The organism is Amycolatopsis plumensis, assembly GCF_042652605.1.
Classification (GTDB): Bacteria; Actinomycetota; Actinomycetes; order Mycobacteriales; family Pseudonocardiaceae; genus Amycolatopsis; species Amycolatopsis plumensis.
Genome location: NZ_JBHSJY010000001.1, coordinates 3,935,837 through 3,949,009, shown reverse-complemented (window position 1 = coordinate 3,949,009; position 13,173 = coordinate 3,935,837). Strand labels below are relative to the sequence as shown.

The following is a 13,173-nucleotide window of genomic DNA, read 5'->3' as shown; positions in this document are numbered from 1 at the left end:
TTCCCCTCCCCCGGGACTTCTGCTTCGAAAGACGCCCTACCTGCGGAGAGGTTGCCTCCGGACCGAAAGAAAACCGCCCCGGGAGCGTGGCTCCGGGGCGGTCCTGGCGATTTCGGAAATCAGCCCGCCATGCTGCCGTCGCCCGCCTTCGCGGCGCCGGAGGGCACCTTCGCGACCTGCGCGGCGGGCACCGTGAACTGCGTGGTGTAGGTCTGGCCGCCACAGGTCACGGTCAGCGGGTACGTGCCCGCCGCGGTGCCGGGCTTCAGCTCGGCGTCGGCGCTGATGTTCGCGTCGGCGCCCATGAACGGGCCGGGGGTGTAGTTGGCGAACGTCAGCACCGGCGAGGAGAACGCCGGCGAAGGGCCTTCGCACTTCGCCAGCGCGACGTTCGGCGCGTCGCGGACGTACTTGTCCACCAGCGTCTGGTTGATCGCGGTGTTCACGTTGAGCTGAACGCTGCCCGCCTTCGGGGCCGCGCTCGTGCCCGGCGCCGGAGTGGTGCTCTGCGCCATCGCCGGTCCCGTCAGCGCCGTCGCCCCGATCACCGCTGCCGCAACGAAAACCACCGTCTTGCGCACTCTCGCACCCTTCGCGTCCTTCAGCCTGACAACCGAGAAGACGCGACGGGTGCGCCGGGGTTGCGTGCCGTCGTCAGTCGAGATCGTCGTGGCGCATGAGCTGGCGCCCGGCCTCGGTGATCGAGCCCGACAGCGACGGGTAAACCGAAAATGTCAGTGCCAGGTGGTCCACTGTGAGCTGGTTCTGGACGGCGAGCGCGATGGGAAGGATGAGCTCGCTCGCCTGCGGCGCCACGACGACACCGCCGACGACCACGCCGGTGGCGGGGCGGCAGAACAGCTTCACGAAGCCTCGGCGGAGGCCCTCCATCTTCGCGCGCGCGTTGGTGGCCAGGGGCAGCATGATGGTGCGCGCGGGCACCTCACCGGAGTCGATCGCCTGCTGGCTGATGCCGACGGTGGCGATCTCCGGGTGGGTGAACACGTTGGCGGCGACGGTCTTGAGCTTGATCGGCGCGACACCTTCGCCGAGCGCGTGCCACATCGCGATGCGGCCCTGCATGCTCGCCACCGAGGCGAGCATGAGCACGCCGGTGCAGTCGCCGGCGGCGTAGATCCCGGGAACGGAGGTGCGTGAAACGCGGTCGACGGTGATGAACCCGCCGGGGCCGACCTCGATGCCGACCTTGTCGAGGCCGATGTCCTTCGTGTTGGGCACCGACCCGACGGTCATCAGCGCGTGGCTGGCTTCGATCACGCGGCCGTCAGCGAGGTGGATCTCGACGCCCTTTTCGGTGCGCTCGACGCGGTCGGCGCGCGCGTGCTTGGCGACGGTCGTCCCGCGCTGGGAGAAGACCTCTTCGAGCACCGCGGCGGCGTCGGCGTCTTCGTGCGGGAGGACGCGGTCACGGCTGGAGACGACGGTGACCTTGACACCCATCTCGGTGTAGGCGGACGCGAACTCGGCGCCGGTGACGCCGGAGCCGATCACGGCGAGGTGCTCCGGCAGCTCCCGGAGCTCGTAGAGCTGGCGCCAGTCGAGGATGCGCTCGCCGTCCGGCACGGCGCCGGGCAGCACGCGCGGGGTGGCGCCGGTGGCGATGAGGACGACGTCGGCGGGCAGCTTCTCGGTGCCGTCCTTCGTCGTGACGGCGACCTTGTGCGTCGCCAGGCCGGGCTCTTCGTCGCAGAAGCGGGCCTCGCCGGCGATGACGCGGACGCCCTCGCGCTGGACGCGGGCGCGGATGTCGGCGGACTGGGCGAGCGCCAGCCCCTTCACCCGGCCGTGGACGGTCGGGAGGTCGATGCTGGTGTCGGCCAGGTCGGTGTTGATGCCGAGCTCGCTGAGGTCATGCATCTTCGCCAGTGCGCCGGAGCTCGCGATGAACGTCTTCGAGGGAACGCAGTCGTAGAGGACGCACGCGCCACCGAGGCCGTCCCGCTCGACGATCGTGACGTCGGCTCCGTGCTGGGCCGCGACCAGCGCCGCTTCGTAGCCGGCCGGGCCCCCGCCCATGATCACGATCCTGGTCACCTGGGTCCTCCTCTGGGCTGTTCGTGCGGTGCTCTCACCGTACGCGGCGAAGGTGACCGGACACTGAAGTGGGCGAACACGGCGAGTGCGTCCACTCGGGTGAGGGAGGTATCGCTACGCTGTCGGGCGTGCCGTTGTATGCCGCGTACGGATCGAACATGGAGCCCGCCCAGATGCTGGAGCGCGCGCCGCACTCTCCGATGGCCGGCACCGGCTGGCTGGAGGGCTGGCGCCTGACCTTCGGCGGCGAGGACCTGGGGTGGGAAGGTGCCCTGGCGACGATCGTCGAGGATCCGGCGTCCCGCGTCTTCGTCGTGTTGTACGACGTGACGCCGCTGGACGAGGACGGCCTGGACCGCTGGGAAGGCGGCGAGCTGGGCATCCACTCGAAGATCCGCCTCCGAGTCCAGACGATGGACGGCTCCGTCCTGGCCTGGCTCTACGTCCTCGACGCCTACGAAGGCGGCTTGCCTTCAGCCCGCTACCTGGGCGTCCTGGCCGACGCCGCCGAGGCAGCCGGCGCCCCCGCCGACTACGTCGACGACCTCCGAACCCGCCCCTGCTCCGGCATAACCGGCTAACCGTGTCGACCCTCCAATCACGCGTGTCGACCCTTCAATCACGCGTGTCGACCCTTCAATCACGTGTGTCGTCGGTCTGATCACGCCGCCCGCCCGGATCGCCGGTCGAAGGCTGCCCGCAACTCGGTCAGAAGGCGGCTCGGTTCCCGGAGGTCGGCTGCGGCGGCTCGGACAGTGATCCAGCCACGGGCAGCCATCCGCTGGTCGCGTTCCAAGTCGTACTCGCGCCGCTCCTCGTGAGCTGCGAATCCGTCGTACTCGAGCGCGATCTGTCTGCTCGGCCACGCCATGTCGAGCACGTAAAGCTTGCGGCCATCGATCGTGGTGACCTGGTACTGGGGCTCGGGCACCGGGAAGCCAGCCTCGACCACGAGCAGCCGGAGCACGCTTTCGGGCGGGGATTCCGCCTTGCCCGTGGCGAGATCCAAGAGCATCAGAGCCCTGTGGATACCTCGCCGGTCCCGGCGCTCGGAGAGCCGGTCGCGGACGTTCTCCCGGAGCTTTGCGCAATGGTCCGCCGGGAGTCCTCGCATGGCTTCGTCGACCGCCGGAAAGGCCACCCGCTTGTCTCCATCGCACAGGAAATCGGCCAGGGCACGGTCAAGCAGAAAGGTCGCGAGGCCGTCGATCTCGATGACATCGTGATCGCGGAAGCCGCCCTGATGCACTACCAGGCCGGCACGGGATCGGATGCGCCGCGAGTAGGGCACCATCACGTGGATCTCGCGCTCGTCGGCAGCCGAAATGCCATGCAGCGCAAGGGAAGTAGCGCCGGCCAGCGCGACGGGAGGGCCGACAGCGAGCAGCGCAGCCGCAGCCCTCGTCGGCAACTTCAGCAGGTCGGTGGCGTGCACGACGACACCTCGCCACGGCTGCGAAAGCACCCCGCGCTCGAGCCCCTCGAGGACCTTGCGTCGCCCTAAAAGCCTGTCGGCGTCGGCTCGCGAGAGCACTCCGTGTCGCCTTGCCCACTCGGTCACAAGATCGAGGATGAGGCCCTCTCGGGCGAAGAGGAAAGGGGCTCGTCCTCGATCTGTGGATAACTACTGGCCTGTGGATAACTTGTGCACAACTGCCCGTGCGGGAGCAGTCGACACGCGTGATCACAAGGTCGACACGCGTGATTGGAGGGTCGACACGGTTAGGCGAGGGTGGTTAGGGCTGTGTGGACGAGGGTTCGGACTCCGCAGAGGAGGGCTCGCTCGTCGAGGATGAACGTGGGGCGGTGGATGTCCGATTGGGGGGCGGGCGGGCCGGACCAGACGCCGAGGCGGGCGAAGGCTCCCTGGACGTGCTCCAGGTACCAGCCGAAGTCCTCGCCGCCCGAGGACTGCTCCGTGGGGGCCACCGCGCCCTCGCCGAGGGCCGCTTCCACGCCGGCGCGCATCAGGGCCGTCGACTCCGGGTCGGAGACCACCGGTGGGACGCCGCGGCGGTAGTCCAGGTGGAAGCCGACACCCGTGGGAGCCAGCAGGGACTCCACCGACGAGGCGACCAGCGGCTCCAGGGCCGTCCAGACCTCGTGGTCGGCCGTCCGCAGCGTCCCCCGCAGGACGCCGTCCTGCGGGACGGCGTTGGCCGCCTGGCCCGCGTGGACCGCTCCCCACACCAGAATGGTCCCGGACCGCGGGTCGACGCGGCGGGAGAGCACCGCGGGCAGGGACGTGATCACCGTGCCCAGCGCGTGCACCAGGTCGGCCGTCAGGTGCGGCCGGGACGTGTGGCCGCCCGGCGACGTCAGGCGCAGCTCGATCAGGTCCGCCGCCGACGTCAGTGCGCCGACGCGCATCCCCACCGACCCCACTTCGAGCCGCGGGTCGACGTGCAGGCCGTAGATCCGCTCGACGCCGTCCAGCGCGCCGGCCGCGATCATGTCCAGGGCTCCCCCGGGCATGACCTCCTCGGCCGGCTGGAAGATCAGCCGCACCCGGCCCGGCAGCTCCGGCGCCCCGGCCAGCGCGCGGGCCGCGCCCAGCAGGATCGCCGTGTGGGCGTCGTGGCCGCACATGTGCGCCGCGCCCTCGGTCGTCGACGCGTAGGGCAGCCCGGTCGCCTCCGTCAGCGGTAGCGCGTCCATGTCCGCGCGCAGCGCGACGCACCGCTCACCACTGCCGATGTCGCAGACGACGCCGGTGCCGCCCGGCAGCACCCAGGGCTTGAGACCGACCGAGCGCAGCAGCGTGACGACCAGTTCCGTGGTCGCGAACTCGTGCCGCGACAGCTCCGGGTGCGCGTGGATGTGCCGCCGCCAGGCGAGCACGTCGGTCGCGTTGGCGCGCAGCCAGTCGTCCAGCCAGAACGGGCCACGGCCCGCACCAAGGTCCTCCACGGGAGCCATGCTTACGCCCGCTTCGGAGATGAGCGCTTCGGACCCCTCCATGGGGTTGATGATGCGCCCTTGGGGGTCGCCTGGAACGTCCGGCCGTGAGTCGAGCACCGTCACGCCGCACCTCCTCCCGCAACACGGGTAACCCGCGCAGCGGCTGGGGTCACGCGTCGTGCCGATCGATCTGTCGTACGCATTTGCAGACGATCGTGCACCATGCAGGCGGCAAGCCGCGCCTCGAAAACGGCCGTCCGAGACGGCCGGTACCGGATCTGCGTTGAACGGCGTGCGCTAGTTCGGCAAAGCCGAAAACCTCAGGACCCCTTGGCCCGCTTCGAACGGATCTTGCGCCCCCAGATCACGATGCCGAGCAGCACGACCGCGAGCAGGCCCGCGACCAGCTTGTTCTTGGTCTTCTCGCTGTTGGCCTTGTCCGTCTGCGCCGGGTCGAGCACCGGGCCCGGTGGCTGGGTCTGCGCCAGGACCGGGGCCACGGACGCGTGCGCCACGCTCACCGTGACGGCGGACGGCCGCGCGAGCGCCACTGCCGGTGACGCGGTGAACAGCACCGCCCCGAGCAGCCCGACCAGGACCAGACCCCGCAGTTTCGCCATGTCATCCTTTCGCCACGACCAGGCATTCTGCCCACGCATCGCCCGCACGTCAGCCACCGAACGCGTCGAGGATCCGCTGTGCACCGAGGGTAGCCGTCAGTTCACCGTCCCGCACCGCCCGTTCGACGTCGGGAACGACCGTTCGCACGTCCGGATGCACCGCCAGCCGACCGAGCAGCTGCTCGCGCACCATCGCCCAGGTCCAGTCGACCTGCTGCTGCCGCCGCCGGGCGTCCAACTCGCCGGACGCCGTGAGCGTCTCGCGGTGCTGCTCGATCGCGCCCCAGACCTCGTCGAGCCGCAGGTTGTGCAGCCCGCTGCAGGTCAGCACCGGCGGCGTCCACGACGCTTCGGGCCCGTAGATCATCCGCAGCGCGCCGGCCAGCTCCCGCGCCGCGCGCCGGGCGTCCCGCTCGTGGTCGCCGTCGGCCTTGTTGACCGCGATGACGTCGGCGAGCTCCAGCACGCCCTTCTTGATGCCCTGGAGCTGGTCGCCGGTGCGGGCCAGCGTCAGGAACAGGAAGCAGTCGACCATGTTCGCGACGGTCACTTCGGACTGTCCGACCCCGACCGTCTCGACCAGCACCACGTCGTAGCCGGCCGCCTCCATCAGCACGATCGTCTCGCGCGTGGCCCGCGCGACCCCGCCCAGCGTCCCGGACGTCGGCGACGGCCGGATGAACGCCCGCGGGTCGACCGCCAGCCGCGCCATCCGGGTCTTGTCGCCGAGGATCGACCCGCCGGTCCGCGTCGACGACGGGTCCACCGCCAGCACGGCGACGCGGTGCCCCGCCGCGGTCAAGTCGGTGCCCAGCTGGTCAATGAATGTCGACTTGCCGACACCGGGCACGCCGGTGATGCCGACCCGCCGGGCGCCGCCGGCCGACGGCAGCAGCTCGACCAGCAGCTCCTGCGCCAGCGTCCGGTGGTCCTCCCGCTGCGACTCGACCAGCGTGATCGCCTTCGACAGCGTCCCGCGGTCCCCCGCGAGGACGCCCTTGGCGTAGGCGGTGACGTCGATCTTGCGCGGCAACGGTCAGGACTCCTGCGCCGACAGCTGGCCGAGCAGGTCGATGGCGGCGTCCGCGAGCACCGTGCCGGGCCCGAAGATCGCCGCCGCCCCGGCCTCGCGCAGCGCCGGGTAGTCCTGCGGCGGGATGACGCCGCCGACGACGACCATGATGTCCTCGCGCCCCAGCTCGGCCAGCTCGTGCCGCAGCGCGGGCACCAGCGAGAGGTGCCCGGCGGCCAGCGACGAGACGCCGACGACGTGCACGTCCGCCTCGATCGCCTGCCGCGCCACCTCGGCCGGGGTGGAGAACAGCGGGCCGACGTCGACGTCGAAGCCGAGGTCGGCGAAGCCGGTGGCGATCACCTTCTGGCCGCGGTCGTGGCCGTCCTGGCCCATCTTCGCGACGAGGATCCGCGGGCGGCGGCCCTCCTCGGCGGCGAACTCCTCGACCAGCTGACGGGCCTTTTCGACGTTCTGCGTCTTCCCCACCTCCTCGCGGTACACCCCCGAGATGGTCCGGATCTGGCCGGAGTGCCGTCCCCAGATCTTCTCCAGCGCGTCGGAGATCTCGCCGACGGTGGCCTTCGCGCGGGCCGCGTCGATGGCCAGTTCCAGGAGGTTGCCCCCGTTGCTGGCGCCCTCGGTGAGCCGCCGCAGGGCGTCTTCGGTGGCCGCGGAGTCGCGTTCGGACCGCAGCCGCCGCAGCTTCTCCAGCTGCTGCGCGCGGACGCCGGCGTTGTCGACCTTCAGCACTTCGATGTCGATGTCGTCGGTGACCTGGTACTTGTTGACGCCGATCACCGGCTGCCGCCCGGAGTCGATGCGCGCCTGGGTGCGCGCGGCGGCCTCCTCGATGCGCAGCTTCGGGATGCCCGCGTCGATCGCCTTGGCCATGCCGCCGGCCTGCTCGACCTCGGTGATGTGGCCCCACGCCTTGCGCACGAGGTCGTAGGTCAGCTTCTCGACGAACGCGCTGCCGCCCCACGGGTCGATCACGCGGGTGGTGCCGGACTCCTGCTGCAGCAGCAGCTGGGTGTTGCGGGCGATCCGCGCGGAGAAGTCCGTCGGCAGCGCCAGAGCCTCGTCGAGGGCGTTCGTGTGCAGCGACTGGGTGTGTCCTTGGGTCGCGGCCATCGCCTCGACGCAGGTGCGGACGACGTTGTTGTAGACGTCCTGCGCGGTCAGCGACCAGCCGGACGTCTGGGAGTGCGTCCGCAGCGAGAGCGACTTCGACGACGTCGGACTGAAGCCCTTCACCAGCTTCGCCCACAGCAGGCGGGCCGCGCGCAGCTTCGCGACCTCCATGAAGAAGTTCATGCCGATCGCCCAGAAGAAGGACAGCCGCGGCGCGAACTTGTCGACGCTGAGTCCCGCGGCGACCCCCGATCGGATGTACTCGACGCCGTCGGCGAGCGTGTAGGCCAGCTCCAGGTCGGCGGTCGCCCCGGCTTCCTGCATGTGGTAGCCGGAGATGGAGATCGAGTTGTACTTCGGCATGTGCTGCGAAGTGAAGGAGAAGATGTCGGAGATGATCCGCATCGAAGGCTGCGGCGGGTAGATGTAGGTGTTGCGGACCATGAACTCCTTGAGGATGTCGTTCTGGATGGTCCCCGCGAGCTGTTCCGGCTTCACCCCCTGCTCTTCGGCCGCGACGACGTACAGGGCGAGCACCGGCAGCACCGCGCCGTTCATCGTCATCGACACCGACATCTTGTCGAGGGGAATCCCGTCGAAGAGCTGCCGCATGTCGTAGATGGAGTCGATCGCGACGCCCGCCATGCCGACGTCACCCGACACGCGGGGGTGGTCGGAGTCGTAGCCGCGGTGGGTGGCCAGGTCGAAGGCGACCGAGAGGCCTTTCTGCCCGGCGGCGAGGTTGCGCCGGTAGAAGGCGTTGGACTCCTCGGCGGTGGAGAACCCGGCGTACTGGCGGATGGTCCACGGCTGGTTGACGTACATCGTCGGGTACGGCCCGCGCAGGAAGGGCGCGATGCCGGGGTACGTGCCGAGAAAGTCCACATCGGACAGGTCGGCGGCGGTGTAGACGGGCTTGACGCCGATGCCTTCGGGCGTTTCCCAGGCCAGGGCGTCGGGGCCCTTGCCGGTGGCGCTCTCCACCGCGCGCGCCCAGGTGTCGCGGTCGCCCGGTGACGGCGTGCCGAGGTCGAGACCGGCGAAGTTCGGGATGCTCATCGCGTGACTCCCAGCTTGGCGTGCAGGCCGTTCAGGACTTCCAGGGCGTCGCAACCGGCGAAAACGTTCGCGTCCACGCCGTCGTAGTCGCCCTTCCCCGCGAGCAGGACGTACTCGGCCCCGAGGGACGCGGCGACATCGGCCGCCTGGGCCGCGTAGGCGTCATCGGTGCCGCAGAGGCAGGCGATGCGGGCGCCGGATTCGCGGAAAGCGCCGGGCAGGTCGTCGGTCGCGCCCGGGTTGACGGCTTCGATCCCGCCCGCCTGGAACAGGTTGGCGGCGAACCCGGCCCGCGTGGTGTGCGCGGCGACCGGGCCGAGGGTCGCGAGGAAGATCTTCGGCCGCGAGCCGTGCTCAGCGAGGTACGCGTCCGAAGCGTCGCGAAGCGCCTCGAAGCCTTCGGCGTACCGGTGCCGCGGCAGCCCGCCTTCCACAGTGGACTCCACCGGCTCCCGCACCACCGGCTTCTCGGCCAGGTTCGGGAACTCGCTGACGCCGGTGAGCGGGTCGCGCCGCGTCGCGATCCGCGAAGAGCGCTTCTCCCACGTCGCCGCCAGCCGGGCCGCCAGCTCGCCGGAGGCCAGCGAAGCCGCCAGGCCGCCTTCGCCTTCGATGGCGGTGAACTCGGCCCAGGCGGCGTGCGCGAGGTCGTCGGTGAGCTTCTCGACGTACCAGGAGCCGCCCGCCGGGTCGGCCACGCCGGCCAGCTTGGACTCCTCCAGCAGCACGGCGTGGGTGTTGCGGGCGATCCGCGCGGAGAAGGCGTCGGGCTTGCCGATCGCCGCGTCGAACGGCAGCACGGTGACCGCGTCCGCGCCGCCGACGCCCGCGCCGAAGCACGCGACCGTCGTGCGCAGCATGTTCACCCAGGGATCACGCCGGGTCAGCATCGACGGCGACGTCACAGCGTGCTGGCGCATCGGCGAAGAGAAGCCGCACACCTCGGCGACGCGGGCCCACAGGCGCCGCGCCGCGCGCAGCTTCGCGATGGTGGAGAACTGGTCGGCGGTCGCGGCGAGCCGGAACTCCACCTGGTCGGCCGCGGCCTCGGCGTCGAGGCCCGCGTCGGTCAGGGCCCGCAGGTAGGTGACGCCGGCCGCCACCAGCGCGCCCAGCTCCTGCGCGTCCGACCCGCCTGCTTCGTGGAACGGCAGGCCGTCGGCGACGATGGTGCGCACCTTCGGGTACTTCGCGGCGACACGCGCGGCGAGCGCGGCAGCCGGTTCGAGGTCGACGGCCGAGCCGGACCGGGCGGCCAGCCCGATCGGGTCGGCACCCAGCACGGCGGTGGCCTCGCTCGCCGGGATCTCGCGTTCGGCGAGCAGGGCCAGCAGCTCGGAAGCGGCGGCCTCGTACTCGGCCCCCGCGTCCAGGACCACCGGCGCGAGGTCGAGGTAGACCTCGTTCAGCGCGTCGGCCAGCGCCGGCGGCGGCACCGAGAGCCAGATCGACGTCACGCCGCCTTCGAGGTCGGCGAGGATCGCCTTGTTGACTTCGCGCCCGTCTTCGCCGGTGAACCGGGACCGGACGTCCCAGCCGGTGCCGACCTGGCCGTCCGGCCGCGCGCCGCGCACGTACGGCGGCAGGCCCGGGAAGCCGATGTCGCCGGGGAGGTCCTCGGCCGTGTACAGCGGCTGGATCTCGATCCCGTCGTAGGTCCGCGTGACGAGCTTGCTCTCCGGGGCACCCGCGAAGCCCTCGGGCAGCTTGCCGCTCTTGCGCAGGACACCGGCGACCAGCTCCTGCCACTGCTCGCGCGTCGCCTGGGGAAACTCGGCCCCCAGGTCGAGTTCGGAGATCGGCGCTGACTCCGGACCGGCCACTTCAGTCATACCCAGTGATGGTAGAGGCACGGGCCGCGTCCGACCTGTGACTCTAGTCGCGCCCCTAGGCAATCCGGGGTCATTCGGGTACGACACAATCAGGGGGTGCCCCCCTCCAGCGAAGAGACACGAGTGGTCGCCGGTCGCTACCGGCTGCGTTCGGTGCTCGGCTCCGGCTCGATGGGCACCGTCTGGTCGGCCTACGACGAGTTCCTGCACCGGCAGGTGGCCGTCAAGGAGATGAAGGTGCCGCCGGGCATCCCGGCGTCGCAGGCGGACGAGCTGCGGGAGCGCACGCTGCGCGAGGCCCGCGCCATCGCCGTGCTCTCCCACCCCAACGTGATCATCCTGCACGACGTCGCCCGCGAGGACGACCAGCCGTTCGTGGTGATGGAGCTGCTGCCCTCGCGCAGCCTGGCGCACATCCTGCGCGACCACGGGCCGCTGACCGTCGGGCAGGCCGCCGCGGTCGGCATCGCCGTGGCGTCCGCGCTGGAGGCCGCGCACGCCGCCGGGATCACCCACCGCGACGTCAAGCCGGGCAACGTCCTGGTGGCCAGCGACGGCCGGATCAAGCTGACCGACTTCGGCATCGCCCGCAACGTCTCCGAGGCGACCATGACCCGCACCGGGATCATGCTCGGCTCGCCCGCCTACATCGCGCCGGAGGTGGCCTCCGGCGGGGCCGTCACGCCGGCCGCGGACCTGTGGGGCCTCGGCGCCACGCTGTTCGCCGCGGTCGAGGGCGCGCCGCCGTACGACGCCGACGGCGACCCGCTGGAGACGGTCGGCAAGGTCGTCAACGGGAAGGTGCCGCAGCCGAAGGCCGGCCCGCTGGCCGACGTCATCGGCGCGCTGATGAAGAAGGAGCCCGGCAACCGGATCACGCTCCGCGAGGTCCGGCACCGGCTGTACCCGCTGCAGACGAAGACGCCGCTCGACCTGTTCGGGTCCGAGCTGTTCCACACCCCGGACGGCAAGAAGACGTCCGCGCAGCCGGACGCGACCGACACGCAGGTGATCAAGACCGTCCTGCCCGAAAAGGACAAGGGCAAGGCGGAGAAGAAGGCCGAGGGCTCGAGCAGCGAGCTCGCCGCCGACCCGGGCCCGCTGCCGTTCCTGCGCCCGCCCGCGCCCGCGCCCGCGCCGGCGCCCGGCTCGGGTCCGCCGACGTTGTTCGTCCCGCAGCCCAAGGCGGCCCGGCGCAGCTCCACGGCCACCGCCGTGCTCGTCGCGGTGGCGATCCTTCTCTTCCTGCTCGCCGCGGGCGGCGGGTTCGCGCTGGCCAGGACGGTCGGCGGGCAGTCGCTGCTACCCCCGGCCGCCGCCCCGCCGGAGACTTCGAACGGCGTCACCGACGTCCCGGCGCCGACGCTGGTGCAGCAGTCCGGCGACGCGAGCTACGTGACCGGCAACGGCGGCCAGTTCGGCCTCCAGGTGCCCGAGGGCTGGCAGAAGTTCGTCGCCCCGCACACGACGACGAAGTTCGGGGCGAGCACCGCGGTCCAGTACGTCTCGCCCGACGGGCGCCGGTCGCTGCGGGTGGAACGGCTGGCGAAGTACTTCACCCAGTTCCCCGGCGACGGCGAGTACATCGCCTGGCTGAAGGGGTCGTACCCGGCCAACGCGTTCCAGCTCTACGACCCGACGCCGCTGCCGGGTGGCAAGGGCTCGACGCTGACCTACCGCCTGGCCGAGGGCGGCACCCTCCCCGAAGCCGGCCGGGGCGGCGGCACCCGCGTGACGTTCATGAACCTGGTCCAGGCGGGCACCAGCCTGTGGATCCTGTCGGTCACCGTGCCCGCCGAGCAGGAGAGCTCGGGCCAGGACGTCTTCAGCCGCATCGCGCCGACCCTGAGCGTCTCGGACTAACCGCCGAGGACCTTGCGGGACACCTGCTCCTGGGCGAGGTGGCGCAGCCCGGCGAAGATCCGGTCGCCGAGCACGGTGGCGACCAGCCCGGTCTCGATGATCGTGTCCAGCGACGTCAGGCCGGCCACCACGTCGACGTCGAGTTCCGCGACGCGCATGGCCAGCTCGGCGTACTCCTCCAGCCGCTCGGTCAGCTTCTCCTGCCCCAGCTCCTTGGCCGTAGCCAGCGCCGCGACGAGGTTCGCCATCGTGCGGTGTTCCGGCGGGTGCACCTTCCAGCCGTGGCGGCGCATGACGTCGGCCAGCCGGCCGGACGCCCACTCGGCGGCCTCGTCGGACACCTTCGGCGGCGTCCCGGCCAGCTCCTGCTGGACGACGCCCATCGTCCGGTGCGGGGTCTCGTCGCCGTCGATCGCGCTCAGCACGGCGCCGACCGAGGCCAGCGGCAGGCCGCCGACTTCGGTGAGCGCCTTGATCAACCGCAGCCGCTGGACGTGCGCCGCGGAGTACCGCGCCTGGTTCGGGCTGGTGCGCTCGCCGGGCGGCAGCAGGCCTTCGCGCAGGTAGTACTTGACGGTCGCGACCGGCACCCCGGACTCGGCGCTCAGCTCGGCCATCCGCATGCGTTTCCGCTCCGATCCCGGGGTCCGCCTCGGGGACAACCCTGAAGACTTCTCAGCATGGATAGTTTAACTTC

11 protein-coding genes are annotated in these 13,173 nt (G+C 71.1%); 2 read left to right on the top strand and 9 right to left on the bottom strand.

Translation table 11 applies throughout. The features are described 5' to 3' along the window. Positions 1 to 119: 119 nt before the first annotated feature. Positions 120 to 581, bottom strand: a complete 462-nt coding sequence (locus ACFPLC_RS19145; protein ID WP_191312109.1) for a hypothetical protein — start codon at positions 579 to 581, stop codon at positions 120 to 122. Positions 582 to 654: 73 nt separating this feature from the next. Further along, complete coding sequence (locus tag ACFPLC_RS19140; protein WP_191312111.1) at positions 655 to 2,055, bottom strand: NAD(P)H-quinone dehydrogenase; 1,401 nt, start codon at positions 2,053 to 2,055, stop codon at positions 655 to 657. A 128-nt stretch (positions 2,056 to 2,183) separates the two neighbouring features. Between ACFPLC_RS19140 and ACFPLC_RS19135 the strand changes: the two genes are divergently transcribed. Next, positions 2,184 to 2,636, top strand: a complete 453-nt coding sequence (locus tag ACFPLC_RS19135; protein WP_191312112.1) for a gamma-glutamylcyclotransferase family protein — start codon at positions 2,184 to 2,186, stop codon at positions 2,634 to 2,636. Between the two features lie 80 nt (positions 2,637 to 2,716). Here the strand turns inward: ACFPLC_RS19135 and ACFPLC_RS19130 are convergent, their stop codons facing one another. The 6 genes from ACFPLC_RS19130 to ACFPLC_RS19105 form a co-directional block, all read right to left on the bottom strand. After that, on the bottom strand, positions 2,717 to 3,490 hold the full coding sequence (locus tag ACFPLC_RS19130) for an endonuclease domain-containing protein (RefSeq protein WP_378204052.1): 774 nt from the start codon (positions 3,488 to 3,490) through the stop codon (positions 2,717 to 2,719). Between the two features lie 287 nt (positions 3,491 to 3,777). Next, positions 3,778 to 5,079: an amidohydrolase gene (locus ACFPLC_RS19125; protein ID WP_378204049.1), complete on the bottom strand. Its 1,302-nt coding sequence runs from the start codon at positions 5,077 to 5,079 to the stop codon at positions 3,778 to 3,780. Between the two features lie 197 nt (positions 5,080 to 5,276). Continuing rightward, complete coding sequence (locus ACFPLC_RS19120; protein ID WP_191312116.1) at positions 5,277 to 5,576, bottom strand: hypothetical protein; 300 nt, start codon at positions 5,574 to 5,576, stop codon at positions 5,277 to 5,279. Between the two features lie 49 nt (positions 5,577 to 5,625). Beyond that, the gene (meaB, locus tag ACFPLC_RS19115; RefSeq protein ID WP_378204046.1) at positions 5,626 to 6,609 is read right to left on the bottom strand and encodes a methylmalonyl Co-A mutase-associated GTPase MeaB; all 984 of its coding nucleotides are present in this window, start codon (positions 6,607 to 6,609) and stop codon (positions 5,626 to 5,628) included. A gap of 3 nt (positions 6,610 to 6,612) precedes the next feature. After that, positions 6,613 to 8,781, bottom strand: coding sequence for a methylmalonyl-CoA mutase (scpA, locus tag ACFPLC_RS19110; RefSeq protein ID WP_378204043.1), 2,169 nt, complete (start codon positions 8,779 to 8,781; stop codon positions 6,613 to 6,615). After that, complete coding sequence (locus ACFPLC_RS19105) at positions 8,778 to 10,613, bottom strand: methylmalonyl-CoA mutase family protein (RefSeq protein WP_378204040.1); 1,836 nt, start codon at positions 10,611 to 10,613, stop codon at positions 8,778 to 8,780. Before ACFPLC_RS19105 ends, scpA begins: the two co-directional genes overlap by 4 nt. Positions 10,614 to 10,736: 123 nt before the next feature. Between ACFPLC_RS19105 and ACFPLC_RS19100 the strand changes: the two genes are divergently transcribed. Further along, entirely contained in the window at positions 10,737 to 12,476 is a 1,740-nt protein-coding gene (locus ACFPLC_RS19100; protein ID WP_378204193.1) for a serine/threonine-protein kinase, read from the top strand. Here the strand turns inward: ACFPLC_RS19100 and ACFPLC_RS19095 are convergent. Continuing rightward, positions 12,473 to 13,099: a MerR family transcriptional regulator gene (locus ACFPLC_RS19095; RefSeq protein ID WP_378204037.1), complete on the bottom strand. Its 627-nt coding sequence runs from the start codon at positions 13,097 to 13,099 to the stop codon at positions 12,473 to 12,475. The genes ACFPLC_RS19100 and ACFPLC_RS19095 overlap by 4 nt on opposite strands. Positions 13,100 to 13,173 lie beyond the last annotated feature (74 nt).

Excerpts from the sequence above, each read along its gene's own strand:
- ACFPLC_RS19120 (WP_191312116.1), bottom strand. The coding sequence starts at position 5,576 with ATGGCGAAACTGCGGGGTCTGGTCCTGGTCGGGCTGCTCGGGGCGGTG.
- scpA (WP_378204043.1), bottom strand. The coding sequence starts at position 8,781 with ATGAGCATCCCGAACTTCGCCGGTCTCGACCTCGGCACGCCGTCACCG.
- ACFPLC_RS19105 (WP_378204040.1), bottom strand. The coding sequence starts at position 10,613 with ATGACTGAAGTGGCCGGTCCGGAGTCAGCGCCGATCTCCGAACTCGAC.
- ACFPLC_RS19095 (WP_378204037.1), bottom strand. The coding sequence starts at position 13,099 with ATGCGGATGGCCGAGCTGAGCGCCGAGTCCGGGGTGCCGGTCGCGACC.